Origin of the sequence: Gemella sp. zg-1178 (assembly GCF_018790995.1) — a bacterium.
Classification (GTDB): domain Bacteria; phylum Bacillota; class Bacilli; order Staphylococcales; family Gemellaceae; genus Gemelliphila.
In genome coordinates this window covers 36,171-60,872 of record NZ_JAHKEI010000001.1, presented here as the reverse complement: position 1 = coordinate 60,872, position 24,702 = coordinate 36,171, and the positions used below count along the sequence as shown (strand labels likewise).

29 protein-coding genes and 1 riboswitch are annotated in these 24,702 nt (G+C 27.2%); of the genes, 2 read left to right on the top strand and 27 right to left on the bottom strand.

Going from position 1 to position 24,702, the window contains the following annotated elements; translation table 11 throughout:
- Window positions 1–24: 24 nt before the first annotated feature.
- The 23 genes from rpsG to KMP12_RS00190 form a co-directional block, all read right to left on the bottom strand.
- Window positions 25–495: a 30S ribosomal protein S7 gene (gene rpsG / locus KMP12_RS00300; protein WP_215755745.1), complete on the bottom strand. Its 471-nt coding sequence runs from the start codon at window positions 493–495 to the stop codon at window positions 25–27.
- Window positions 496–538: 43 nt separating this feature from the next.
- Complete coding sequence (rpsL, locus tag KMP12_RS00295; RefSeq protein WP_215755744.1) at window positions 539–958, bottom strand: 30S ribosomal protein S12; 420 nt, start codon at window positions 956–958, stop codon at window positions 539–541.
- A 225-nt stretch (window positions 959–1,183) separates the two neighbouring features.
- Window positions 1,184–2,260, bottom strand: a complete 1,077-nt coding sequence (gene asd, locus KMP12_RS00290; RefSeq protein ID WP_215755743.1) for an aspartate-semialdehyde dehydrogenase — start codon at window positions 2,258–2,260, stop codon at window positions 1,184–1,186.
- A 22-nt stretch (window positions 2,261–2,282) separates the two neighbouring features.
- Complete coding sequence (gene alr / locus KMP12_RS00285; protein ID WP_215755742.1) at window positions 2,283–3,353, bottom strand: alanine racemase; 1,071 nt, start codon at window positions 3,351–3,353, stop codon at window positions 2,283–2,285.
- A gap of 12 nt (window positions 3,354–3,365) precedes the next feature.
- On the bottom strand, window positions 3,366–4,535 hold the full coding sequence (locus KMP12_RS00280) for a M20 metallopeptidase family protein (RefSeq protein ID WP_215755741.1): 1,170 nt from the start codon (window positions 4,533–4,535) through the stop codon (window positions 3,366–3,368).
- 13 nt (window positions 4,536–4,548) lie between these two features.
- Window positions 4,549–5,253, bottom strand: a complete 705-nt coding sequence (dapD, locus tag KMP12_RS00275) for a 2,3,4,5-tetrahydropyridine-2,6-dicarboxylate N-acetyltransferase (RefSeq protein WP_215755740.1) — start codon at window positions 5,251–5,253, stop codon at window positions 4,549–4,551.
- A gap of 21 nt (window positions 5,254–5,274) precedes the next feature.
- The gene (gene dapB, locus KMP12_RS00270; RefSeq protein ID WP_215755739.1) at window positions 5,275–6,021 is read right to left on the bottom strand and encodes a 4-hydroxy-tetrahydrodipicolinate reductase; all 747 of its coding nucleotides are present in this window, start codon (window positions 6,019–6,021) and stop codon (window positions 5,275–5,277) included.
- A gap of 8 nt (window positions 6,022–6,029) precedes the next feature.
- Window positions 6,030–6,905 carry a 4-hydroxy-tetrahydrodipicolinate synthase gene (gene dapA / locus KMP12_RS00265; RefSeq protein WP_215755738.1) on the bottom strand — a complete coding sequence of 292 codons (876 nt, stop codon included), beginning with the start codon at window positions 6,903–6,905 and terminating at the stop codon, window positions 6,030–6,032.
- An 11-nt stretch (window positions 6,906–6,916) separates the two neighbouring features.
- Window positions 6,917–8,209: a diaminopimelate decarboxylase gene (lysA, locus tag KMP12_RS00260; protein WP_215755737.1), complete on the bottom strand. Its 1,293-nt coding sequence runs from the start codon at window positions 8,207–8,209 to the stop codon at window positions 6,917–6,919.
- Between the two features lie 95 nt (window positions 8,210–8,304).
- A riboswitch (Lysine riboswitch) is annotated at window positions 8,305–8,439 on the bottom strand.
- Between the two features lie 66 nt (window positions 8,440–8,505).
- A complete protein-coding gene (locus KMP12_RS00255) occupies window positions 8,506–9,201 on the bottom strand; it encodes an FAD:protein FMN transferase (RefSeq protein WP_256444867.1) in 696 nt (231 codons plus the stop codon).
- Window positions 9,202–9,255: 54 nt separating this feature from the next.
- Complete coding sequence (gene trxB, locus KMP12_RS00250; protein ID WP_215755815.1) at window positions 9,256–10,176, bottom strand: thioredoxin-disulfide reductase; 921 nt, start codon at window positions 10,174–10,176, stop codon at window positions 9,256–9,258.
- A 13-nt stretch (window positions 10,177–10,189) separates the two neighbouring features.
- Window positions 10,190–10,993, bottom strand: a complete 804-nt coding sequence (lgt, locus tag KMP12_RS00245; protein ID WP_215755735.1) for a prolipoprotein diacylglyceryl transferase — start codon at window positions 10,991–10,993, stop codon at window positions 10,190–10,192.
- Window positions 10,994–10,996: 3 nt separating this feature from the next.
- A complete protein-coding gene (gene hprK / locus KMP12_RS00240; RefSeq protein ID WP_215755734.1) occupies window positions 10,997–11,929 on the bottom strand; it encodes an HPr(Ser) kinase/phosphatase in 933 nt (310 codons plus the stop codon).
- Between the two features lie 7 nt (window positions 11,930–11,936).
- Window positions 11,937–12,329: a phage holin family protein gene (locus KMP12_RS00235; RefSeq protein WP_215755733.1), complete on the bottom strand. Its 393-nt coding sequence runs from the start codon at window positions 12,327–12,329 to the stop codon at window positions 11,937–11,939.
- Window positions 12,330–12,340: 11 nt separating this feature from the next.
- Window positions 12,341–13,267 (bottom strand): manganese-dependent inorganic pyrophosphatase, encoded by a 927-nt coding sequence (locus KMP12_RS00230; protein ID WP_215755732.1) that lies wholly within the window; start codon window positions 13,265–13,267, stop codon window positions 12,341–12,343.
- 27 nt (window positions 13,268–13,294) lie between these two features.
- Window positions 13,295–13,783, bottom strand: a complete 489-nt coding sequence (gene msrA, locus KMP12_RS00225) for a peptide-methionine (S)-S-oxide reductase MsrA (protein ID WP_215755731.1) — start codon at window positions 13,781–13,783, stop codon at window positions 13,295–13,297.
- Between the two features lie 10 nt (window positions 13,784–13,793).
- Complete coding sequence (locus KMP12_RS00220; protein ID WP_215755730.1) at window positions 13,794–14,699, bottom strand: YihY/virulence factor BrkB family protein; 906 nt, start codon at window positions 14,697–14,699, stop codon at window positions 13,794–13,796.
- 1 nt (window position 14,700) lies between these two features.
- On the bottom strand, window positions 14,701–14,949 hold the full coding sequence (locus tag KMP12_RS00215; protein WP_215755729.1) for a hypothetical protein: 249 nt from the start codon (window positions 14,947–14,949) through the stop codon (window positions 14,701–14,703).
- A gap of 137 nt (window positions 14,950–15,086) precedes the next feature.
- A complete protein-coding gene (rpsT, locus tag KMP12_RS00210; RefSeq protein WP_215755728.1) occupies window positions 15,087–15,329 on the bottom strand; it encodes a 30S ribosomal protein S20 in 243 nt (80 codons plus the stop codon).
- A gap of 154 nt (window positions 15,330–15,483) precedes the next feature.
- Window positions 15,484–16,467 carry a DNA polymerase III subunit delta gene (gene holA / locus KMP12_RS00205; protein ID WP_215755727.1) on the bottom strand — a complete coding sequence of 328 codons (984 nt, stop codon included), beginning with the start codon at window positions 16,465–16,467 and terminating at the stop codon, window positions 15,484–15,486.
- A 16-nt stretch (window positions 16,468–16,483) separates the two neighbouring features.
- Entirely contained in the window at window positions 16,484–18,397 is a 1,914-nt protein-coding gene (locus KMP12_RS00200) for a ComEC/Rec2 family competence protein (RefSeq protein WP_215755726.1), read from the bottom strand.
- A 6-nt stretch (window positions 18,398–18,403) separates the two neighbouring features.
- Window positions 18,404–18,868: a ComE operon protein 2 gene (locus KMP12_RS00195; protein WP_215755725.1), complete on the bottom strand. Its 465-nt coding sequence runs from the start codon at window positions 18,866–18,868 to the stop codon at window positions 18,404–18,406.
- An 11-nt stretch (window positions 18,869–18,879) separates the two neighbouring features.
- Window positions 18,880–19,497, bottom strand: coding sequence for a helix-hairpin-helix domain-containing protein (locus KMP12_RS00190; protein ID WP_215755724.1), 618 nt, complete (start codon window positions 19,495–19,497; stop codon window positions 18,880–18,882).
- Between the two features lie 153 nt (window positions 19,498–19,650).
- On the opposite strand from KMP12_RS00190, the gene KMP12_RS00185 reads away from it, so the two are divergent.
- Together KMP12_RS00185 and mnmA are read left to right on the top strand one after the other, a co-directional pair.
- Complete coding sequence (locus tag KMP12_RS00185; protein ID WP_215755723.1) at window positions 19,651–20,772, top strand: cysteine desulfurase family protein; 1,122 nt, start codon at window positions 19,651–19,653, stop codon at window positions 20,770–20,772.
- Between the two features lie 2 nt (window positions 20,773–20,774).
- Window positions 20,775–21,884, top strand: coding sequence for a tRNA 2-thiouridine(34) synthase MnmA (mnmA, locus tag KMP12_RS00180; protein WP_215755722.1), 1,110 nt, complete (start codon window positions 20,775–20,777; stop codon window positions 21,882–21,884).
- Window positions 21,885–22,009: 125 nt separating this feature from the next.
- Here mnmA and tsaD read toward each other — a convergent pair whose 3' ends face one another.
- The 4 genes from tsaD to tsaE are packed head-to-tail and all read right to left on the bottom strand — an operon-like array spanning window position 22,010 to window position 24,572.
- A complete protein-coding gene (tsaD, locus tag KMP12_RS00175) occupies window positions 22,010–23,044 on the bottom strand; it encodes a tRNA (adenosine(37)-N6)-threonylcarbamoyltransferase complex transferase subunit TsaD (protein ID WP_371741331.1) in 1,035 nt (344 codons plus the stop codon).
- Window positions 23,028–23,477, bottom strand: coding sequence for a ribosomal protein S18-alanine N-acetyltransferase (gene rimI, locus KMP12_RS00170; RefSeq protein WP_215755720.1), 450 nt, complete (start codon window positions 23,475–23,477; stop codon window positions 23,028–23,030). Before rimI ends, tsaD begins: the two co-directional genes overlap by 17 nt.
- Entirely contained in the window at window positions 23,461–24,123 is a 663-nt protein-coding gene (tsaB, locus tag KMP12_RS00165; RefSeq protein WP_215755719.1) for a tRNA (adenosine(37)-N6)-threonylcarbamoyltransferase complex dimerization subunit type 1 TsaB, read from the bottom strand. The genes rimI and tsaB overlap by 17 nt, the downstream gene beginning before the upstream one ends.
- The gene (gene tsaE / locus KMP12_RS00160) at window positions 24,111–24,572 is read right to left on the bottom strand and encodes a tRNA (adenosine(37)-N6)-threonylcarbamoyltransferase complex ATPase subunit type 1 TsaE (protein WP_215755718.1); all 462 of its coding nucleotides are present in this window, start codon (window positions 24,570–24,572) and stop codon (window positions 24,111–24,113) included. The genes tsaB and tsaE overlap by 13 nt, the downstream gene beginning before the upstream one ends.
- Window positions 24,573–24,702: the final 130 nt, after the last annotated feature.

Here is a 24,702-nt window from a genome sequence, read left to right as displayed (position 1 = left end):
TAACCTGATATATTAACATTCAAATTACCAACGGTAGTGTGCAAATGCTTTGTTTGCTTCCGCCATTTTGTGAGTATCTTCACGTTTTTTAACAGCTGAACCTGAGTTATTAGCTGCATCTAATATTTCATTAGCTAAACGTTGTTCCATAGTTTTTTCTCCTCTAAGACGAGAATAATTAACTAACCAACGTAATCCTAATGTTATTCTTCTGTCAGCACGAACTTCAACTGGAACTTGATAGTTAGAACCACCAACACGTCTAGCACGAACTTCAAGAACAGGCATAATATTATTTAATGCTTCATCAAATACTTCGATAGCATTACGACCTGATTTTTCTTTTACGATATCGAACGCAGAATATAAAATTCTTTGTGCAGTACCGCGTTTTCCATCTAGCATTAATTTATTAATCAGTTTTGTAACTAATTTTGAGTTATAAATTGGATCTGGCAAAACATCACGTTTTGCTACTGGTCCTTTACGTGGCATTATGTTGCCTCCTTTCGTATAATATCAAATTTTATTTAAGTTATTATTTTTTCTCTTTTGGTCTTTTAGCTCCGTATAGAGAACGTCCTTGCATACGGTTATTAACTCCAGCAGTATCTAAAGCACCACGAATTATATGGTAACGTACCCCTGGTAAGTCTTTAACACGACCTCCACGAATTAGAACAACACTGTGTTCTTGTAGGTTGTGTCCGATACCTGGAATATATGCTGTAACTTCTATTTGATTTGATAAACGTACACGGGCATATTTACGTAAAGCTGAGTTAGGTTTTTTCGGTGTCATAGTCCCAACACGAGTACAAACTCCTCTTTTTTGCGGAGAAGAAATGTTAGTTTCTTTCTTTCTTTGAGAATTGTAACCTTTATTAAGTGCTGGTGAATCTGATTTTACAACTTTTGATTTACGAGGCTTACGAACTAATTGATTGATAGTAGGCATTCCTAGAATTCCTCCTTTCTTGAATTATAATATTTTCTTGTCCCACACATCCAGGTGGTTCATTTTAAAAATAAAAAATTAAAGCTTCAAAAAGCTATAGGAGCATAAAACACTCACAGAGAAAATAATACCACATATACAAATTGGTGTCAACACTTTTTTTGAAAAATAATTTTTATAAAATAAATATTCATATATTAAATTTAATATATGAATATTTAAACTCTAATCTAAGTAACCTAATTTTTTAATTAATTCTGCTGTTTGTAATGCTCCTCCAGCTGCACCTCTCATAGTATTATGAGATAAAGCTACAAATTTATAATCAAATAGTGTATCTTCTCTCAATCTACCCACAGAAATTTGCATACCTTTTTCATTATCTCTATCTAAAACAGGTTGAGGACGATTATCTTCTTCATAATATTTTATAAATGTTTCAGGTGATAAAGGTAAGTTATAGCTGCTAATTTCTGATTTGAAATTTTTTATTTTATTTTTTATTACTTCTAAACCAGGATTTTCATTAAGATTAAATGATACGCAAGCTAAGTGCCCATCTAAAACTGGGACTCTTATACATTGAGCAGATAATTTCATTGAATTATCCAATTCTATTTTTCCGGCTTCAATTTTCCCGAAAATTTTTAGAGGTTCTATTTCGCTCTTCTCTTCTTCTCCGCTTATAAATGGAATAATATTTTCAACCATTTCAGGCCATTCTGCAAAAGTTTTTCCGCTACCAGATATTGCTTGATAAGTACAAATAGATGCTTCCTTAATTCCAAATTCTTTTAAAGCATGAAAAACAGGAACATAACTTTGTATTGAACAATTAGGTTTTACAACAATAAAACCTTTATTAGTTCCTAATCTTTTTCTTTGGTATGGAATTATTTTTAAATGTTCTGAATTAATTTCCGGAATTATCATTGGAACATCATTTTTCATTCTGTTAGCTGAATTATTTGAAACAACAATAACTTCTTTTTTAGCATAATCTTCTTCTAATTTAATTAAAGATTGTTTATCTAAATTAATTGCACAAAAAACCATATCAACATCTTTTGCAACATTATCTATATCAAAAACATCATATAAAATAAAATCCTTAGCATAATCAGGAAGATTTTGTTCTAATTTCCATCTGTCAGCCATTAATTCTGAATATAATTTACCAGCTGATTTTGATGATGCTGCTAGTTTTACTACTTCAAAATATGGGTGATTTTCTAGTAAACTTATAAGCCTTTGACCTACCATACCAGTTGCACCCAAAACTGCTACTTTTGATTTTTTCATAATTATATTATTCCTTTCAATATTAATATATTTTTTTTAGATTTAAACTATTGTAATTCAAAACTGCCATTTGTTCAGAATTAGAATTGCAAAATTTATTGTAATTGTAGATAGGTAATTTTTGACTGTAAATTATTACTTCATCACCTATATTTATATTTTCATCTATATCAACTACAATATGGCTCATCATAGTTGATAATATTTTGTATTCTTTATTTTTTATCAAACAAGTTTTTCCTGTTAGTCTTGCTCTTAGTATTCCATCACCATAACCAATGTCTACTACTGCTACTTGTTTTTCTTTATCAGCTATGTAGGAATTAGAATAGCCTATACATTCTCCTTTTTTTAAAGTAACTACATTTATTACATTAGCTTTTACGGAAAATGCTTGGTAGGGTGTGTAGGATATTTTACTAGGATTATTTTTTACATTATATGGATATGAACCGTAAATCATTATACCTGGACGTATGTGTGTAACTTCTTCAAAAGAACCATCTCTTAAAAAAGATGCACTATTTTGTAAATGAACTACCTCAAATTTATATATTTTTTTTGCAAAATTATAAACTTCTAAAACTAATTTTTTTTCTTCTTCATATAAACCGTCAAATTCATCTGCAAATGCAAAATGCGACCAAAATCCTTTTAATTTTAACTTATTTTCTTTACAAAAATTTATTATATCTATAACTTCTTTTAGATTTTTCGCACCAGCTCTCCTCATAGAGCCTGAAAATTCTAATTGTAGATTTATATTTTTTAATTTTTTTAAATTTGTTTTTAAATAGTTTATATTGGGAATATTTGCTTCAATATTATATTTTTCTAAAATATCAAAATCGTAATTTGCATTAAATAGAAATATGCTGACTTCTTCACCCAAGATTTCACGAATTTTTATTGCTTCTTTTATGTTGGTTGTAGCAAAATAATTAACATCAATTTTATATAGAGTTTTTACTACATCTTCAAGTCCCATATTGTAGGCGTTATTTTTTACAACTGCTATTATTTTTTTTTCACTTTTTTTTAGTTGCTCTACATTTTTTATTATATTTTGATAATTTATTTCCAGTAATGCCATAAATTCCTCTTTTTATTTATTATAGTATTTTAATATCCCAATGTAATACTTAACTCCAGTTTCTAAAATATTTTCGTCAAAGTTAAATGTCGGTGTGTGTAATCCCGATACATAAGATTTTTCTTCATTTCTTATTCCTAAAAAACTATAATTAATGGTTGATATTTTAGTAAATGCAGAAAAATCTTCTCCGTACAGATAGGCTTCAGGTAATTCTTTATATTCTATATTTTCTGCTTTACAAACTTTTTTTATTATTTCGTATTCTTCTTTATTATTAAATACAGCGTCATAGCCTTCACCAAAATCTACACTTATTTTTGTATTTGTGATTTTTTCTAATCCCTCTGCTATGGATAATATATTTTCTTTGATAGTATTATAATTACTAGTCTTGTATGTTCTGATTGTTCCTTCTAAATTAGCTGATTGTGCAACTATATTTAAGGCATTTCCGCCCCACATTTTTCCAACATGAATTATATTAGTATCTCTTGCTTTTAAGTTTAATGTGTTGAGTTTTAATAATTCTTGGTAAAATATACTGGCTACATTTAGTGCGTCAATACCTGTGTATTTCAAACCGACATGGGCTGATTTTCCTTTTATATCAACCCTAAATTCAGTGGCACTAGCCATAATTTCTTTTTCTTTAGAAATTATAATATTTTCTGGATAATCAGGATTTAGATGTAAAGCATAGCTTGCAAGAATATTATATTTTGAAAAATAATCTTTGTAGTCTGTAACTAATAAACCAGCTCCACCTATTGTTTCTTCTGCTGGTTGAAAAACAAACATAGTATTAAATCTCACCTTATTATTTTCATAATAATTTTTCGTTTCTAATACAGCTCCTATTAGCATGGCAGTATGACCATCATGACCACAGGCGTGCATTATTCCATCATTTTTCGACCTAAATTCAATTTTATTTTCTTCATGAATTGGTAAAGCGTCTATGTCAGCCCTGAAAATTATAGTATCTTCTTTCTTATTTTCTTCATTACTTTTAAATGATACTATTAATCCAGTAGCCAAAACTTCTTTATATTCTATGGAATTTTTTAATAAAATATTTTTTATATATTCTTTAGTTTCAAATTCTTCCATTGATAATTCTGGATTAGCGTGCAAATCTCTTCGCCATTTTTTTAACATTTCTAATGTTACTATATTCATGTTGCCACCTATTTTACAAGTTTCTTAGTTCTGCAATTATATCTATCTTCTCGTTAGCAACTTGCGACCTTGATTTTATTACTTTTGCTGGAACGCCTGCTACAACATCACCTGCTTTTACGTCTTTAGTAACTATACTTCCAGCCGCTACAACAGCATTATCTCCTACTTGTACCCCTTCTAATACTACTGCATTAGCACCTATCAAAACATTATTACCAATTCTTACAGGAGTTGCATTAGCAGGTTCGATTACTCCAGATAAAACTGCACCTGCTCCTATATGAGAATTTTCTCCGACTTCAGCACGTCCACCAAGAACTGCATTCATATCAATCATAGTATTTTTACCGATTTTAGCACCAATATTTATGACTGCACCCATCATAATTACTGCATTATCTCCTATTTCTGCATGTTCTCTAATTGAAACACCTGGTTCAATTCTGGCATTAACCTTAGTTAAATCTTTCATAGGAATTGCACTATTTCTAGTCTCATTTTCTACTCTAAAATTTAATATCTTATCCTTATTTTCTTTATAGTATTCTTGCCAATCTTTTAAATCAACAAAGATAACCTTAGATTTACAAGAGCCGTAAACTTCCAAAGTTGCTGGAAAATCTATTTCCTTTTCCTTAAAATTAACATAGACCTTAACTGGAGTTTTTTTAACTGAGTTTGCTATGTAATTTATAATTTCTTCTGTTGTTTTCATTATTATTTCTCCTTAACTAAATTATTTTAAATTTAATACATCTTTCATAGAATATATTCCTGTTTTTTTATTTTTTAACCAAAAAGCTGCTTTAATAGAACCCTTAGCAAACATTTTTTTACTAAGTGCTGTATGTTTTATCTCTATAATTTCATCTTCTCCTGCAAAAATAATTTCGTGTTCTCCTACTATCGTTCCTCCACGAACTGCATGGATACCAATTTCTTTTTCTTTCCTTTTACTTTCTCCCTCACGACCATAAACTCTGCTAAATGACGATACATTATTTATGGAATCTACTATCATTTTTGCAGTGCCACTTGGTGCATCAACTTTTTTATTATGATGTTTTTCTATAACTTCTATATCATAACCATAAAGCATTTTACTGGCTTGATTGACAAGTTCTAAAACTACATTAACTCCCAAACTATAATTACCACTGTAAACAAGGGCAACGTCTTGAGATAATTTATTTATTAAAAATAATTCTTCCTCATCATGACCAGTAGTAGCTATTACTACATTAGTTTTTGATTTAGCTGCGTAAGTTACTAAATTTTTTGTTAAACTGTGATGGGAAAAATCTATTATGACATCTGCTTTTTCTTTAATATCATCAAAACTTTCATATTCTGAAAAATTTTCTGTATTTGTTTTATTTTTACTAACTCCTGCAACTATTTCTATATCATCTTCACATTCTTTAATGAAATCTACCAAAACTTTTCCCATAGTTCCACTATAACCACTTATAATAATTTTCATCTTGACACCTACTTCAATCTTTCCATTTCAGTTTTTAATAAATCAGCTAAAGTATCAGAAATATTTGTCATAGGAAGTCTGTAATTACAAGTTCCATAACCAAGATATTCTACACATTTTTTTACTGGCATTGGATTTGGTTCTGAGAATAATAAATTCACAAATTTATTGTATTTTAATTGGAGCTGCATAGAATTTTTTATATCTCCTGACAGAGCTAAATTACACATATCATGAGTTGCTTTTGGATAAATATTTGCTAAAACTGAAATACAACCCTTACCACCAGCTAGTATTATCGGCACATTTATATCGTCATTGCCACTATAAATATCTATATTATCACCACATAAATTTAAAACTTCTAATGTATGAGAAATATTACCTACGGCATCTTTATATGCAACTATATTTTTATGTTTTGATAAGTGAGAAATTGTTTCAGCGGTCATTATCTGACCCGTTCTTCCTGGAACTCCATAAAGAATAATTGGAATATTAACACTGTTAGCTATATATTCAAAATGTTCTATCAAACCTTTTTGACTTGTTTTGTTGTAATAAGGAGTAACTACTAATAAAGCATCAACTCCTAATTTTTCTGCCTCTATACTAAGTTCAGCGGCATGCTTAGTATTGTTAGAACCTGTACCAGCTATAAGAGGTACTCTTTTTTTCACTTTATCTACTGCAAATTTTATAATAGCTATTTGCTCATCGTCTGTCATTGTAGCACTTTCTCCAGTTGTTCCTGCTACGATAATTGCATCTGTTCCTTCTTTAATTTGAAATTCTAACAATTCTTCAAAAGTTGCATAATCAATACTTCCATTTTCTAAAAAAGGTGTAACTATGGCTACTCCACTTCCTCTATATATACTCATAAAACTACCTCCTAAATATCATTTTTAATTAAATCTTCTAAACTTTCACCCTTAACTACCAATCTATGCTTGCCATTTTTAACAAATACAACTGGTAACTTTGTAATTCTATTGTAATTACTTGCCATGCTATAATTATACGCTCCCGTAGAAGATACTAATAATAAATCATCTTTTTCTGCCTTTGGCAACTTGATTTCATTAATTAAAATATCGCCAGATTCACAATATTTACCTGCTACTGTATAAAGATTACCGCACTTGTCATTAACCTTATTTGCTAAACAGCATTCATATTTTGCTTTGTATAAGGCGTATCTCGGATTATCTCCCATACCACCATCAACAAAAATATATTCTTTACCTGAATAAGTTTTTTTTGTTCCACCGACAGTATAAAGTGTACTACCTGCATTACATATTAAACTTCTCCCTGGTTCTATTATTACACTTTCTAACTTCAAACCAAAAATTTCTTGTTGTTCTTCAATAACAAGTATATATTCTTGTAAAAATTCCGCTAAAGAAAATGGATTATCTTCCTTAGAATAATATACACCAAATCCTCCACCAAGATTTAAAACACTTATAAATATATTAAGTTTATCTTCAACAGATTTTGAAAATTCAAATACTGTTTTTACCGCATCAAAAAAAGAATTTTTTTCAAAAATTTGAGAACCTATATGAGAATGAAATCCTTTAAAATTTAAGTTGCTTTGGTTGGCTATATCTCTTATCAGAGAATATATTTTATCATCATAAATTGAATAACCAAACTTAGAATCGTCTTTAGCAGTTTTAATGTACTCGTGTGTATGTGCGTCTATCCCTGTATTTATTCTAAGTAATACATCTATTTTTTTATTATATTTTTTAGCCAAGTCATTTATTATTTCATGCTCGTAGTCATTATCTATAATTATATTTTCTACTCCATTCTCGACTGCAAATTCTAATTCTCTGTAAGTTTTATTATTGCCATGAAAGTATAATTTACTCATATCAAAACTGGCATTCTTTGCTGTAAATATTTCTCCTATTGAAACAACATCTAAACCTAGTCCAAGTTTTGATACTATCCTATATATTTCCAAGCAAGAAAATGCTTTTGAAGCGTATAAAATTTTTGTATTAAATTTTGAACTTGAAAAATTTTTTAAAAATATCTCACAGGTATTTTCTATAAAATTTTCATCATATACGTATAGTGGACTTCTATAATTTTTTTTTAATTCTGTAACACTAACATCACTTACGTGTAATTCATTATTTTTTACCGTCATTCCATTAAATAATTTCATTTTTTCTTCCTCTTTATTTCTTAAAATAATAAAAAGCTAGAAGAACAAAAGGTTCTTATAGCTTTTTTAAAAAATATTCTATTTCCTTTTGCCCTATTATAAAAAGCTCACCAAGAAAGAGAATGGGCATTCTCATCTGACAGTGCTACATTTATTCAATAGTAGCCCCAGCAAATATTGCTTCGGCGATGCTACCTTTTAAATTAGTCATCGCGGCCTCTTTTTATAACAATATATATTAAATTTTATACAATAATAGCATAGAACAAGTAATAATGTCAAGAATTATTTTATACTTATAATTTTATAAATATATCTTTAATTCCATCTGATAAATAAATTTTATTATTTTTATCGATTATCAAACATTCAAAATCTTTCATAGAATTAATTATATGTAATGCTTTTTCTATTGAATAGGAAAATAATATTGTTGTCCATATTTCACAATCCAAAGATTTATTGGCAATCACACTTACACTTGCAATTTCATTTTTTATGGGGTAACCAGTCAAACTATCAAAAATATAATGATATTTTTCTCCATTAAAATTTAATACTCTTTCATAAATTCCAGAAGTTACAACTGACTTATCTTTAATAGGAATTACTCCTAGTAAATTACCCCTGTTTTCTTTAGAGTTTTGAATGCCAACTAAGCAGAAACCATGATTATTTTTATAAGAAGTACCTAAAGTTAAAACATTACCACCTAAATCTATTATTCCTGATTTTACTCCTTTAGCCAGTAAATAATCTTTTATCTTATCAGCAAAATATCCCTTGGCTAAAGCTCCCAAATCTATCTCCATATTTTTTTTACTTAAATAAATGCTACACTCATCTTCATTTAAAATTATATTTTCTAGGTCTATTAAAGATAGCACGTTTTTTATTTCAATGTCAGTCGGTTTTCTAGCTTCATCAAATCCTATTTTCCATAATTTAACTAACTTTCCTATGGCTATATTCAAAAAACGATTTGATGATATACTATATTTTTCCCTATACTTATTAATTAAAAATTAGTTTTTTACACACTACTTTTATGATAATTCTATATATTTATATGCACTTTGGGCTGCTACTGCTCCATCACTAGCAGCAGTAACTACCTGTCTTATTTCTTTTTGTCTTACATCACCAGCAACGAAAATTCCAGGAATTGATGTTGCTAAGTGTTCATCTGTTGGAATGTATCCGTAAGAATCTAATATTCCTAAACTTTCAAAATCTTTTGTTTGAGGCATCATACCTACATATATAAAAATTCCGTCAGCATCAAGACTTGTTATCTCTCCACTTTTAACATTTTTAATATCTATGGAATTCACTTTTCTTTCTCCTTTTATGGCAAGTGCTATACTATCCCAACAAAATTCTATATTTTCTTTTTTAAAAGCTCTATCTTGCAATATTTTTTGGGCACGTAATTCATCTCTTCTATGCACAACCGTAACTTTATTTACTAAATTTGCTAGATATAAAGCTTCTTCAATAGCAGAATCCCCACCGCCAATAACTACAACATTTTTATTTCTAAAAAATGCTCCGTCACAAACTGCACAGTAAGAAACACCCTTACTAGAAAATTCTTTTTCTCCTGGTATTCCAAGTAATCTTGCTTCTGTACCTGTTGCAATAATTACAGTTTTAGACTTATATTCTTTTTCTCCAGCTATTAGTATTTTAATATCATTTTCAAGTCTAATATTTGTTATTTCTCCAAATGTAAACTCTGTTCCGAATTTTTTAGAATGTTCAAACATTTTTTCTGAAAGTTCAGGTCCTGTAATTTCTTCGTAGCCTGTATAATTTTCAATTTCAGCTGTAGAAAGCATTTGTCCCCCAGGATATTTTTTTTCAATCATTAAAACTGAAAGGTTGGCTCTACTTGCATATATAGAAGCAGTCATCCCAGCTGGTCCTGCACCAATAATTATTAAATCATATATTTTTTCCATTATCTTCTCCAAAAATTTAACTATTAATATATAATAATTTATCTTGTTTATTTATTAGTCTGTTATAGATAAAATACGTAATTCCTAAAATTATAAAGATTATAGAAACTATTTGAGACACTCTAAATAAACCTATATAAAGAGAATCTGTTCTCATACCTTCTACTATAAATCTTTCTACCCCATATAAAATCATATACAATGAAAATACTTCACCTGAATATAATTTTTTTCTAATACTAAATAAAATTATAAATGAAATAAAGCACCACAAACTTTCATATAAAAATGTTGGCTGTCTGTAATTACCATTTATATACATATTATTTATTATAAATTCAGGTATGTGTAGATTTTGTAAAAATTCTTTGTTTACAATTTCTCCGTATGCTTCATGGTTGAAAAAATTTCCCCATCTTCCAAACATTTGCCCTATAAGTAAGCTAGGAGCTATAATGTCCAACAACTTTATTAGTTTTAAATTATTTCTCTTAGAAAAATATATTAAAACTAAAAGTCCTCCAATAAGACCTCCATATATGGCTATACCACCGTCCCATATAGCTACTATTTCTGATTTATTTTGAGAGTAATAATCCCATCTAAATATTACATAATAAGCTCTAGCAAATATAAATGCTACTGGGATAGCAATTAGTAATAAGTCTAACATTTTATCTTTTATTACCCCTAGCTTCCTAGCTTCTATTTCTGCCACATAATAAGCGACAAATATAGTAAGAGAAATTATTATTCCATACCAATAAACTGGGTGCCCAAACAATTCAAAAGCTATTGGATTTAAAAAAATATTCAACATAACTTAATCTCCTTTTTTATTTTTAATTTCATCTTTTAAACGATTTGCAAACTCTTGAGATGTATTTATACCCATTTTATTTAATCTAAAATTCATAGCTGCAGATTCTATTATAATTGCAACGTTTCTTCCTGGGCTAACTGGAATAACTTTTTTTTCTACCTTAGTATTATGAATTAATCTATATTCATTGTATAAACCCAATCTATCATAATTTTTAGACTTGTCCCAAGATTCTAAATGAATATTTAAGTTTACGACTTTATCTTCTCTAACAGCTCCAGTTCCAAACAAAGTCATAACATTTATAATTCCTAACCCTCTTATTTCTAATAAGTTTTTTATTATAGGAGAACCGCATCTTCCAATTAAAAATCCATTATCTAATTCTTTTATATCTACCCTATCATCAGCAATAAGTCTATGCCCTCTTTTTATTAATTCTAAAGCAATTTCACTCTTGCCGATACCACTTTCACCAGTTATGAGAACTCCTATACCATATACTTCTATAAATACGCCATGCACAGAAATTTCAGGAGCAAATTCTCTACTTAGAATATAGGTCAACTTAGCTATAATCCTTGTTGTAGGCATATCACTTCTTAATATTGGAGTTCCATATCTAATAGCTGCTTCTAATAAGGCTTCTGGCACATCTAAACTTCTTGAAATTATTATACATGGAGTTTTTCGTGTACAAAGCATTCTCATTCTAGCTTTTTTTTCTTTTTCACTCAAAAGATTAAAAAACGATAATTCTGTTTCTCCTAAAACTTGAACTCTAGTAGGATTGTAATATGAAAAATATCCAGCTAGCTCCAGAGAAGGTCTTGATATATCAGCAGATTCTATTTCTCTGTCAAGACAAGTTTCACCAGTAATAACTTCTAAATTTAATTTTTCTATTATATCTTTTGTTACAACTCTTCCCATAAATCTCCTACTTAATTCTCTTTATTATTATTTTTCTATCCCTACTATTTATAAATAAATTGAATATTGATATAAATATTGCTAATCCCAGTGCTGAACCAAAAGAACTAATTATAAAATGTGGATTTAGAACATTTGAAACTAACAAAATAATAATTGCATTTATTATAACTATAAAAAATCCAAAAGTCATAATTATTGGTACAATACTCATAAATAAAAATACAGGTCTAATAAATTTATAAAACAAAGTTATTAAACTAGCACCGTATAAAGCGTATATCGGACTTTCTATATATAAACTTTGTTTGAAGAATCCAGCAAAAGCCAAGACTATAAGAAAATTTATTAACATACTTTTTAATATAGATAATAAAGATGGTATTTGATATTTATTCATATTTCTCCATTCTATTTATTGAACTCTTCTGTGATTGGTGGAACAACTTGTTTTTTTCTTGATACAACACCTTTTAAGGTCATTAAATTATTTTCTAAACTTTTTCCAAATGCTGAAGCAACTTTTTCTTTTTTATCTCCTAAAACTAAAACTTCAGAATCAGAAGTTAAAATGTTAGTAACAACAAAAACGAAGGCTGACAAGCTTTTATTAGAAATTTCTTGATAAATTGTTTCTTCCAATTCTTTTTGTCTGTCTGTAACTTCTTTAGTGTCTATTGTATTTATTTGTGCAATAACCAATTTATCATTATTCAAAATAAATTCTTTAGCATCTACATCTATTAATTCTTTTATAGTTTTATCTTTAGTGTTTGCTCCTGCTTTTAACATTGCAAGCCCATATTCTTCTAAATTAATTCCTGCTATTTTAGCTAAATCTTCAGCGGCTATCTTGTCTCTAAGTGTACAAGTTGGTGATTTAAATAATAAAGAATCTGAAATAATAGCAGATAGCATTAAACCTGCCATTGTCTTATTAATATCTACACCTTGTTCTTCATATATTTTTTTTAGTATTGTTGCTGTACATCCTAATGGCTCTGCCCTGAAATATAGGGGAACTGCCGTTTCAAAATTTGCAATTTTATGGTGGTCAATAACTTCTTTAATAACTGCTTTTTCTATCCCAACAACTGACTGTTGCATCTCATTATGGTCTACCAAAATAACTTTTTGACCTTCAGTTACTTCTGTAACTATTCTTGGTACATCTACTCTAAAATATTCTAAGGAATATCTTGTTTCATCATTTATTTCACCTAATACAACAGCTTCTGTATCCATACCTTGTAATCTTTTTAAATTATTATATACTATTGCTGAACATACTGTGTCAGTATCAGGATTTTTGTGTCCGAATATTAAAACTTCACTCATAAGTAAACTCCTTTAATTTTGATTTTATTATAAACTTTTTTTTGCTAAACTTAGATCTATATGACAATATCCGTTAGGGTTTTTGTCTAAATATTTTTGATGATATTCTTCTGCGTCTATATAGTTAGCAACTTCTTCTACTTCTACAGCAATTTTTTCTGAAAAATTATTTTGCAGTTCTGCTATATATTTTTCAGCTTCATTTTTAGTTTCTTCGTCAATATAATAAATACCTGTTCGGTATTGTCTACCTACATCTGGACCTTGCTTGTTGATACTTACAGGGTCAATTATTCTAAAATAATGTCTTAAAATATCATTTAGACTTATAAGTTCATTGTCATATTCTAAATAAATTACTTCAGCGTGGTCAGTTTTTTTAATTTTTTTGTAATTTGTTACTTGAGTTTTACCGTTACTGTAACCAACTCGTGTTTTTACAACACCTTTTAATTGTTGAAAGTAACCTTCTACACCCCAAAAACAACCACCTGCTAAATAAATATTTTTTATCATAAAATTCTCCTTACTTTATATTAATATGTGTTTCTTCAAATTTTCTTTCTTCTATTCTGTAATTATATAAAATAGCATTAATTTCTGCTCCTATTATTAGTATATAACCTGTAAAATACAGCCAAATTATGAACAACATGATAGCACCTATTGAGCCGTATGTTTTTATGTAATTTGAAAAATGGTCAATGTAGTATCCAAATAATTTACTTATAACAATCCAAGATAAAGAAGAAAATAAAGCTCCGTTGACAGCAATTTTAAAGGGTATTTTTATATTTGTTGCTAACATATATAAAACAGTGAAAATAAAAAATGTTAGCAATAAGGGAATTAAGTAGGTTATATAATTCCACAAATTGTAAAATCCTTCATCAAAACTTAGTTTGTGAAATAATAACCATGTAATTTGTCTACCGAAAACCAATAGTAGTAACATAATAAACATTGCTATCATTAATATTACTGTGAAAAATACGCTAATAAATTTGACTGTAAGCCACATACGTTCTTCCTTAACCCTAAAAGCTATATTAAAAGCATACATAAGACCATAAATCCCATTGGAAGCCGACCAAAGAGAAAATAAAATACCTAAGGTCAAGATAGTATCATTTTTATTATTCAATACTTCACTAATCATTCCAAAAATATATTCTCCCAAAACACCAGGTGCTATTGCTTCTATTTTATTCAATAAATAATCTTGATTGATATTAAAATATGGTGTTAATGCTAGTGCCACTAAAAACATAGGTAACAATGATAAAATAAAATAGTAGCTAAGATTAGCAGATATTAAAGAAATTTCATCGTGCATAATTCTATAATATAATTCTTTTGCAAATTTTTTTAATGTTAATTTATTTTTTGGTTCTTCTTCAGCAAAAGAATAATTTTTATCTGGTATCAGCATACTACAATAAAACTTCAACTACTTTTTTTGCTAGAGGATAATATTTTACAAGATTAGAAATTTTTAATTTTTTATTTTTCTTTTTATATTTTTTACTATCCACTACAACAAAGTTTTTGTCTTCTAAATATTTTGAATATCTATTTATTTTTTCTAGTTCATTTGATGAATATTTTTCTTTTTTCTTTCCTGCTAATGAATAAACTGCAACCCCAATTAAAGCAAGATTTACCAAGTGTTTTTTATTCATAATTTCCTCCTAGTTTTTATTTAATAATAGTTTTAAAATTATAGACTATTTCAATAAATTATACCATTATATGACCTATGTTTCAAATTTATTTAATTTTTATAAAAAAACCAATGCAATAATGCATTGGTTTAAAATTATTTGCTTAAGCTTGATTTATATCTAGCTGCTGCATTTTTATGAATAAGGTTAGTTTTAGCAGCTTTATCAATTTTTTTGAAAGCTAGGTTTACTAATTCTGCAGAATTATCAGCACCATCAGCTTTTGCTAATTTAGCTTTTTTTATTGCTGTACGCATTTCAGATTTTTTTGATGAATTAGAAGCGTTAATTTTTGTATCTTTTCTTACACTCTTAACTGATGATTGAATATTTGGCACTATCTTCACCTCCCACTACAATTTTATATTACTAAGAAATATTAATTAATATTCTTAATTACGAATAATTAAGATGTTGTTAAGTACAACTATCTAATTATAGCAAATAATATTTTATATTTCAATAATTTTTTTAGAATTAATATTTACATTTTTAAGATAATTTTTCTATGAGTTTATTTATAAGCAAATCTAAAACAAGATATTTATCCATATAAGAATATTTTAATTGTTTATCATATTCTTTACATATTATGATAGTTTCCATTAAATTATCAAGACTATATTTATAAACCGCTTCTACTGCAAGTTCCACCCTATAAGGATGTATTTTTAATTTTGCTGCTATATCTTTTTGAGCAAAATTTTCCTGTAATAACATTTTTACCTTATAATAAACTCTAAGTTGGGAGGCTATCAAAGATAAAAGTAGTATCGGTTCTTCTCCTTTAAGTTTCAAAGAATTAAAAACATTTCTTAGTTCTATATAATTTTTTTTGAATAGTTCATTAGTTAATGCAAATACGTCATACTCCCTACTTCTAATTACTATATTTTCAATATCTTCTTTCCTTACCTCTTTTTTATCAAAACAATAGAGTTCTAATTTTTCTAATTCTTTTTTTACTCCTGCAAAATCCATTTTACTAAAGACAACTAAAAAATTAGCATCGTGTTTTGAGATATTAATTTTTTTAGATTTTAAGTAAGTAATTATATAGTTTTCTAATTCTTTTTCCTTAAAATCTTTAAATTCTTTTATTTCACCTATTTCTTTTATTTTTTTTACTACATTTTTTCTACTATCTATTTTATCTAGGACAGTAAAGATTAATAATATTTCTTCATTAAAATTATTCAAATAAGAAGAAAGTGCTTCTAGGTCATGTTCAAATTTTATTTTTTTTGCTTTGGTCTGTAAAAAAATACTATTTTCTGCCACTATAACTTTTTTATTTGAAAAAAATCCACTACTTTGGCATTCATATAACAGGTCTGAAATATTAGTTGTTTCCATATTAAATTTCAAATATGTAAAATTATCAATAGCTTTGCCTAAAAATTTTTCTGCCAAATTATTTTGAAAATCTAGCAATGCCTCCTTATTTTCTCCATATAATATATATATATTTTTCATTAATTTTATTCCTTGTTTACATTATTTTAAAATTAAAATTTTCATCAAAATTTTCTAAAATTAATCCGTCTATATTATAAACCTTATTATTTTTTAAAATTTCTACTTTAATATCCAAAAAAATTGCCAGGTCTATTATTTCTTTTACGCTTTCTTTATCTTCTATTTGCTGGGTAACTAATAATTTTTTAATAAGTTTTTTAGCTAGAAGATTTTTAGCAAAACCTATATCTGCTTTTTTATCCTTGCTTAGTATTAGAAAATCTACACTATAAATAGCTTCATAATTAAATAATAAATTATATTCGTTCATTATATCATAATCTTCTCTTTTTTTTCTAAAATCGCTGTAAAAATTTTGCTGATTAGCCGAGCTATTTATAAGAAAAGAAATATTATTATTTTTTATAAAGGCTACATCTCTATTGGCTATTTTTAAATTTTCTATTCTATTGAAATTATTAAATTTAGGAATTAATAATAAAAAGCAAATTAATATAGTTGTTAATAAAATAAATGTTTTATACTTATATTTATTTAAGTATATCAATATTAATATGACAAATATCAAAATTATATAAGCAGTGTAATTATTTATATGTCCTACTTTAATAATAAATAATAATTTAGTAAAAACTTCTTCTAACTTATCATTAATATAAAAAACTATATTTAATAAGGGAACACATAATCCATTAAATAAATCTAAAGAAATTAATGATATTAAATAGCTAATTATAACTAAAGGAAATACTATTAGGGTGAAATATGGAACGAATAACAAATTACTAAAAATTGAAATATATGAAAATACATAAAAATTATATATTAAAATAGGTAAACTTGCTAAACCAGATACAAGACTTATCTTAAATATTTTACCTATATTACTCTTAGAATTATTTATAAAATCACTTGACATTATCAAACAAAAAGTAATAAAAAATGAAAATTGAAAACCTAAATTATATAAATAAAGCGGATTATATAAGAGCATTATTACAAAACTTAATAATAAAGAATTAATGCTAGACATATTTTTCTTAATACATAGCATATAAATAAGAAGCATACAAACTGCCCTTATAACTGACGGACTTGCTCCAGCTAAGATAATATATATGGGTAAAAATATAAAAATTATTTTATTTATTGCTTGTTCTGATAGTCCTAGTCTTCTAAATATAAAGTATATTAGCCAAACTACTAATGCAATATGTAAACCAGATATAGCCAGTAAATGATTAATACCCAAGTTAGAAAAATTATTTTTTTCTTCTCTTGATAAATTACTTTTTTCTCCAAAAATTAAGGCTTCAAAATAACCTTGTTTGTCAAATTTAATATTTTCTTCTATATTTTTAATCGCCTTATTTCTCAATAATTTTATGTTTTTATATATACCATCAACTTTTTCATCTATATTTAATATTTCTTCTATCTGTATATTTTTAAAAATTCCTTGTTTTTCACAATAGGTCTTATAGTCAAATGAATAGAAATTATTTTTTTCTTTTATATCTGAAATGCTAGCCTTTGTTTGTAAAAGTCCTCCCTTAAAATTATGCCTAAAATAATTTTTTTCTTTTTCACTTTTTATTTTATAATTTATATTTACAACTTCTCCATTTACAGAACCTATTGTTTTTAAATGGTCTCCATTAATATAAATATTATCTACAATTTCTATTTTTATATCTACATTTTCTGAATTTTGTAAGATTGAAACATTATTTGAAATAATAAAATTTGTTCTAATAAAAAAAACTAAAAAAACTAATATTAATTTTATAGTTTCTTTAGTAGTTATTTCTTTTTTATTTAAAAATATTAAAAAACAAAGTAAGGCTAGTACTAATAATGATGTAATTTTATTAATATTTAATAAGATAGATGCTAATGCTACTAAAGCCAGTAAAAAATTTTTCATTTGCTTTTACTCTTTCAACATTCTCTCAACAACTAATTTTGGATTGTATTCAATCTTACGAACTTTTATTTTAGATTTTTCTAGCAATTCTTTGGCATATTCATTATTTCTGTAATCATTAGCATAACAAATTTCTTTTATTCCAGCTTGAATAATTGCTTTTGTGCAATTTAAACATGGAAAATGAGTAACGTATATAGTCCCAAACTCTGTTGACACTCCGAATTTAGCACATTGTAAAATAGCATTAATTTCTGCATGAATGGTACGCACACAATGTCCTTCTACAACTTTACAGCCAGTGTCTATACAATGTTCATCTCCTTTAATCGAACCGTTGTATCCACCTGCAACAATTCTTTTATCTCTGACTATAGTTGCACCTACACTTAATCTGCTACAAGTAGACCTAAGCGATAATAAATGACTTTGTGCCATAAAATATTCGTCCCAACTAATTCTATCTTCCATAATATTTCTCCTTAAACATCAATTTCATCTTTTATATTTTCAAAAGTTCCCTTTCCTATCCCTTTTACTTTCGTTATATCTTCTTTTTTATTAAATATTCCCTTGTTTTTTCTGTATTCAATTATTGCTTTTGCCTTAGTTTCTCCTATGCCACTTATTTTCATAAGTTCTTCTTTACTAGCCCTATTTATATTTATAATTTTTTTGTTACTGTCGCTAGAATTTTGCTGAGCTTGTTCCCCTTGTTTTGGTATTAAAATTAGCATTTGGTCATGAACTTTTTGACTAAGATTTACAGAACTTATATCAGCATCTGAAGTTAGTCCTCCAGCCATATCAATTACTTCTTTTATACGAGTATTATTTTCGCATTCATAAAGACCTGGCTTATTAACTTGTCCTTTGATATCTACAAAAATTTTTTCCTGTTTTATTTCTTCTTTTTTTAAATCTTCCTTATTTCCTACTACATATTCGCTAATATTTTTATTGGTATCTATACTTTTGCTATTATTAAAAAATAAGAAAAATATGATTACAGAAAAAATTACACTTGTAAATAAGGCTAGGAAAATTTCTTTTATATTTTCTTTAATAAAAACTATTATTTCTTCTTTATTATATTTCATATTTATCACCTACTATTTCTAAAATAATTATAATATAATAGAATTTTACTGTCAAAATATTTCGGCTTAATAAAGACAATAAAATTTATAAAAATTGAGTGTTCATTACTTTTATGTTACAATGTAATGAAAATAATAAACGAGGTGGTATGCTTGAATAATATATATTTAGATTACGCAGCTTCATCATTAAAACATTTTGACATATATAAAAAAATGATTGACATCTTAGAAAATGAATATGCAAATCCTAGTAGCCCACATAAATTAGGAAAAAAAAATGCTAAATTATTAGAAGAGGCTAGAAAAAAAATAGCTACTTCTATCAATGCAAGTTCTGAAAAAATAATTTTTACATCTGGTGGCACAGAAGCAAATAACATGGTATTTAATCATGTAGCAAAAGAATTTAGTGGTGGTGATATTATAATTTCTAGTGTCGAACACCCTTCAGTAAGAGAATATGCTGAAAAATTAAAAAAAAATAATTTCAATATAATTAAGTTAAAAGTAAATAAAAATGGTCTTATTGATATAGCAGAATTAAAAGAAAAAATATCTGAAAAAACTGTTTTAATATCAATAATGTTTGCAAATAATGAAACGGGAATAATTCAACCCATAAAAGAAATTGGAAAAATTGCCAAAGAAAAAAATATTTTATTTCATAGCGATATAGTGCAAGCATACTGCAAAACACAAATAGATGTTCAGGAGTTAAACCTAGATTTTGCATCAGTTTCTGCTCATAAAATAGGTGCTACAAATAATTTTGGATTTTTATATACAAAATCTCAAAAAATCAATCCTTTTATAATTGGTGGCGGACAAGAAAAAGGTATGCGTTCAGGAACAAGCGATATTTTTGGAGCTATGGTTCTTGCAAAGTGTATAGAAGAAACTGAAAAATCTATAAGTAATATTCAAATATTAAAAAATTATTTCTTAAAATCATTGGCAGAAAAAAATATTGATTTTGAAATTAATGGCGACCATAATAATTCTCTTCCAAATATATTAAATATCTATTTTAAAAACATTCAAGCCCAAAGACTTATAACATATTTGGACATAAACAATATATATATTTCTGGAGGTTCTGCTTGTAGTTCAGGAAATATAAAGGGCAGTAAAATTATTGCAGATATGTTTGATGAAAAAAGAGCTGAACATTCTGTAAGAATAAGTTTAGGTTTTGATACAAAAAAAGAATATGTAAACACAGTAGTAGAAAAAATAAAAATACTAGAAGAAAAAATAATTAGTAGAGGTTAATAATGCAAGGTAAAAAAGTTATTGTCGGTATGAGTGGTGGTGTTGATTCGTCCGTAGCAGCATACCTACTAAAAGAACAAGGCTATGATGTAGTCGGTGTATTTATGAAAAACTGGGAAGAAAAAGACGAAAATGGAGTCTGTACTTCTGAAAAAGATTATGAAGATGTTATTAAAGTTTGCGAACAACTAGATATTCCATATTATTCCATTAATTTTGAAAAAGAATATTGGGATAAGGTCTTTACATATTTTTTAGATGAATATAAAAAAGGGAGAACTCCTAATCCAGATATAATGTGTAATAAAGAAATAAAATTTAAAGTATTTTTAGATTACGCCTATGACCTTGGAGCAGATTATGTTGCAACAGGTCATTACGCTCATACAATAAAAAAAGATGGAGAAGTAGTCTTATTAAGAGGTCTTGATAGTAATAAAGACCAAACTTATTTTCTAAATCAACTAAGTCAAAATCAACTAAAAGATATTTTATTTCCTATTGGTGAATTAGAAAAATGGCAGGTTAGAGAAATAGCAGAAAAAGTAGGATTAGCTACTGCCAAGAAAAAAGATTCTACTGGTATCTGCTTTATTGGAGAAAAAAAATTCAAAGAATTTCTAAGTAAATACCTGCCCGCACAAAAAGGTAAAATAGTTGACTTGCAAGGAGTAGAAAGAGGACAACACTACGGTTTAATGTATTACACCATAGGACAAAGACATGGTCTTGGTATTGGAGGAACTAAAGATACTGATGGCGAACCATGGTTTGCATGTGGCAAAGATTTAGAAAAAAATATTCTCTACGTTTGCCAAGGTTTCCACAATGAAACTTTGTACTCTGATAGTTTATTAGCAAGTTCACTATCATTTACTTCAAATAAAATTTCAGAAACTACTTTTACTTGTACGGCTAAATTCAGATATAGACAAGCTGATACAAAAGTAAGAGTACAAATATTAGAAAATAATACCGTAAAAGTTATTTATGATGAGCCAGTTCGTGCCGTAACTCCAGGTCAAGCAGTTGTATTTTACCAAGACGATGTTTGTCTTGGTGGTGCTATTATTGATGAAGTATATAAGGACAATAAAAAAATGAAACTATAATCTTATAGTTTCATTTTTTATTTTTAATTATTTTTAATAATTAATTTTAAAAATAATTAAAAGTTCAAAAACTTTTTCTAACTATCTTAAATTTTTATTTGCTATAAATTATTTAAAATAAAATTTTAATATTGATTATTTTTTATATCCTCTAAATTAAGAGTTGATTTTGCATTGAGTAATAAGGGATTTGCAAAAATATTATTTTTGTAATAATAGTAACCTACTGCCCCCATCATAGCCGCATTATCGCTACAATATTCCATACTAGGTATTAAAATTTCTATTACAAAATTACTAGCTAAATTTTTCATACTTTCTCTTAAATCACTATTTCCTGCTACACCGCCAGCAAGTATTAATTGCCTTATATTAAAATTTTTAATAGCTTTTTTGGTTTTACTTTCTAAGATATCAATCACTGCTGTTTGAAAACTTTTAGCTAAGTCTTCTTTAATTATATTTTCTCCCCTTTGTTTTGCATTATGAATAATATTTATTACTGCCGATTTCATACCAGAAAAACTAAAATTATAGTCATCACTATCAATCATTGCTCTAGGTAAATTATAAGTATCTTTTCCTAATTTTGATAATTTGTCTACTTTAGGTCCACCCGGATATTCTAATTCTAGCTGGCGAGCAACCTTATCGTAGGCTTCTCCTACTGCATCATCTTGTGTATTACCTATAATTTCAAATTCTAATTCATCTTTTAGTAAGACTAATTCTGTATGCCCCCCACTGACTACTAAAGCAAGAGAAGGATAAATAATATTATTTTCTATGTTATTGACATAAATATGCCCTGCTATGTGATGAGCGGCTATAAGTGGTTTGTCTAAAGTATAACTTAAAGTTTTTGCTACATTAACTCCTACTAAAAGTGAACCTATTAATCCTGGACCTTGAGTTACACAAATAGCATCTATTTTATCAAGACTTATTTTCGCATCTTCTAAACTTTGGCTAATAACTTGTATTATTACTTCTATATGTTGCCTACTAGCTATTTCTGGAACTACACCACCATATTGTTTATGCGTGCTTATTTGACTACTAACAATATTTGATAAAACTTCTCTGCCATTTCTTACAACAGCGACACTGGTTTCATCACAACTAGTTTCAATCGCTAAAATATTAATATCCATTTCCAAATTCCCTTATCATTATATAAGCATTTTCTCTATTATTTTGATAATAATTTTCTCGCCTTCCGATAATATCAAATCCTGCCCTCGTATAAACTTTTATCGCCTTAGCATTACTTTCTCTAACTTCTATTGTTGCTTTTTTAGCATTTTTAGTTGCATATAATTGCATGATATAAATTAAAAATAATTGCCCTAATTTTTTATCTTGATGTGGTTTGTCTATGACTATTTTGTTTATTTGATATTCATCTACAGCATACCAGCCACCACAAAATCCTAAAATTTCATCATCATTAAAAAGTCCGTAATATTCAGAATTTTCATGTTCTAATTCTTTTTTAAACATTTCTCTTGACCAAGGGTCATCAAAATTTTGACTATCAATTTCTAAAAGTCTATCTAAATTTTCTACGCCTACTTTATTTATTTTTATCATTAATTAAATTCCTTTCTGCCTCTGTTAGTCGTAAATAACTTGGTAAGGCATTATAATAATCTGTCGCTAGTACATAATCTTTTACATAAATATAATTTTTAGCAAGTGTATGCTTATCTTTTAAAATATAATCTACATTCAGTTTAGAATAATCAAACTTATTTACATCACTACCAACAAAAATAATTTCCCTATTTAAGTTATTTACAAAATCAAATATAAACTCAATAGAATAGTAATTTTCTTCTAAAATTTCTTTGCCATCTAAATATGCTACCGCATAAACGTTACCTCTTCTACCATCAATTAAAGGCACAACAACTTTGTTGTAACTTTCATTTACTACACTTTGTAATCTTAGTGTAGATAAGGTTTTTATTGGTATGTTAAGGGCAAAAGATAAACTTTTAGCAACAGATAAAACAACTCTTAGAGCTGTGTAAGAACCCGGACCTCTTGTTGCTATTATTTCTGTTAAATCATTTTTTGTAAAACCTGATTTTTTTATCACATTATCTATTTCTAATAAAATAATTTCAGATAAGTTTCTTTTGCATTCAATATTATATTCAGAAATCAAAGTATCATTCCTAAAACAAGCAATAGATAGATGACCATTAGAAGCATCTAATATTAAGCTAACCATTGTTCAATTAAATTCCTTTCTAATTTTTCATAATACTCACCCTTAGAAAAAATTGTAACTTCTCTTAGGTCATTATTAAATTGAATTTTTATACTCAGTCTTTCCCTAGGTAAAAAATCTTCTATAAATTCTGCCCATTCAATAACACAAATATTATTTTCATAAAAAATTTCTTCAAAACCTAAATCTTCTTCACTATTTTCTAATCTATAAGCATCTATATGATAAAAATTAATTTTATCGGTAGTATATTCTTTAAGAATATTGAATGTTGGAGAATTAACTGTATCTTTTATCCCCAGATGTTTTGCAAAATATTTTGTAAAAGTTGTTTTCCCGGTAGCCAAATCTCCACTAAGTGTTAGCAATAATTTTTCATCAGTTTCTTTTGCCAAAATTCTTGCAAGTTTTTCTGTATCTTCCATATTTTTTAAAATTATCTTAGTCATATAATTCACCTTTTTATATACTCTACTAGCTATAATATTATATACTAGTCCCAGCTTTTTTTCAATGTTGCATACAAGACTACTACTTATAGAAAAATAACTAATTTTATGTTATCATATTTTAGAAATA

Excerpts from the sequence above, each read along its gene's own strand:
- rpsG (WP_215755745.1), bottom strand. The coding sequence starts at position 495 with ATGCCACGTAAAGGACCAGTAGCAAAACGTGATGTTTTGCCAGATCCA.
- rpsL (WP_215755744.1), bottom strand. The coding sequence starts at position 958 with ATGCCTACTATCAATCAATTAGTTCGTAAGCCTCGTAAATCAAAAGTT.
- asd (WP_215755743.1), bottom strand. The coding sequence starts at position 2,260 with ATGAAAAAATCAAAAGTAGCAGTTTTGGGTGCAACTGGTATGGTAGGT.
- alr (WP_215755742.1), bottom strand. The coding sequence starts at position 3,353 with ATGGCATTACTGGAAATAAATTATCAAAATATAATAAAAAATGTAGAG.
- KMP12_RS00280 (WP_215755741.1), bottom strand. The coding sequence starts at position 4,535 with ATGAATATAGTAACATTAGAAATGTTAAAAAAATGGCGAAGAGATTTG.
- dapD (WP_215755740.1), bottom strand. The coding sequence starts at position 5,253 with ATGAAAACAACAGAAGAAATTATAAATTACATAGCAAACTCAGTTAAA.
- dapB (WP_215755739.1), bottom strand. The coding sequence starts at position 6,021 with ATGAAAATTATTATAAGTGGTTATAGTGGAACTATGGGAAAAGTTTTG.
- dapA (WP_215755738.1), bottom strand. The coding sequence starts at position 6,905 with ATGAGTATATATAGAGGAAGTGGAGTAGCCATAGTTACACCTTTTTTA.
- lysA (WP_215755737.1), bottom strand. The coding sequence starts at position 8,209 with ATGAAATTATTTAATGGAATGACGGTAAAAAATAATGAATTACACGTA.
- lgt (WP_215755735.1), bottom strand. The coding sequence starts at position 10,993 with ATGTTGAATATTTTTTTAAATCCAATAGCTTTTGAATTGTTTGGGCAC.
- hprK (WP_215755734.1), bottom strand. The coding sequence starts at position 11,929 with ATGGGAAGAGTTGTAACAAAAGATATAATAGAAAAATTAAATTTAGAA.
- KMP12_RS00235 (WP_215755733.1), bottom strand. The coding sequence starts at position 12,329 with ATGAATAAATATCAAATACCATCTTTATTATCTATATTAAAAAGTATG.
- KMP12_RS00230 (WP_215755732.1), bottom strand. The coding sequence starts at position 13,267 with ATGAGTGAAGTTTTAATATTCGGACACAAAAATCCTGATACTGACACA.
- msrA (WP_215755731.1), bottom strand. The coding sequence starts at position 13,783 with ATGATAAAAAATATTTATTTAGCAGGTGGTTGTTTTTGGGGTGTAGAA.
- KMP12_RS00220 (WP_215755730.1), bottom strand. The coding sequence starts at position 14,699 with ATGCTGATACCAGATAAAAATTATTCTTTTGCTGAAGAAGAACCAAAA.
- KMP12_RS00215 (WP_215755729.1), bottom strand. The coding sequence starts at position 14,949 with ATGAATAAAAAACACTTGGTAAATCTTGCTTTAATTGGGGTTGCAGTT.
- holA (WP_215755727.1), bottom strand. The coding sequence starts at position 16,467 with ATGAAAAATATATATATATTATATGGAGAAAATAAGGAGGCATTGCTA.
- KMP12_RS00200 (WP_215755726.1), bottom strand. The coding sequence starts at position 18,397 with ATGAAAAATTTTTTACTGGCTTTAGTAGCATTAGCATCTATCTTATTA.
- KMP12_RS00195 (WP_215755725.1), bottom strand. The coding sequence starts at position 18,868 with ATGGAAGATAGAATTAGTTGGGACGAATATTTTATGGCACAAAGTCAT.
- KMP12_RS00190 (WP_215755724.1), bottom strand. The coding sequence starts at position 19,497 with ATGAAATATAATAAAGAAGAAATAATAGTTTTTATTAAAGAAAATATA.
- mnmA (WP_215755722.1), top strand. The coding sequence starts at position 20,775 with ATGCAAGGTAAAAAAGTTATTGTCGGTATGAGTGGTGGTGTTGATTCG.
- rimI (WP_215755720.1), bottom strand. The coding sequence starts at position 23,477 with ATGATAAAAATAAATAAAGTAGGCGTAGAAAATTTAGATAGACTTTTA.
- tsaB (WP_215755719.1), bottom strand. The coding sequence starts at position 24,123 with ATGGTTAGCTTAATATTAGATGCTTCTAATGGTCATCTATCTATTGCT.
- tsaE (WP_215755718.1), bottom strand. The coding sequence starts at position 24,572 with ATGACTAAGATAATTTTAAAAAATATGGAAGATACAGAAAAACTTGCA.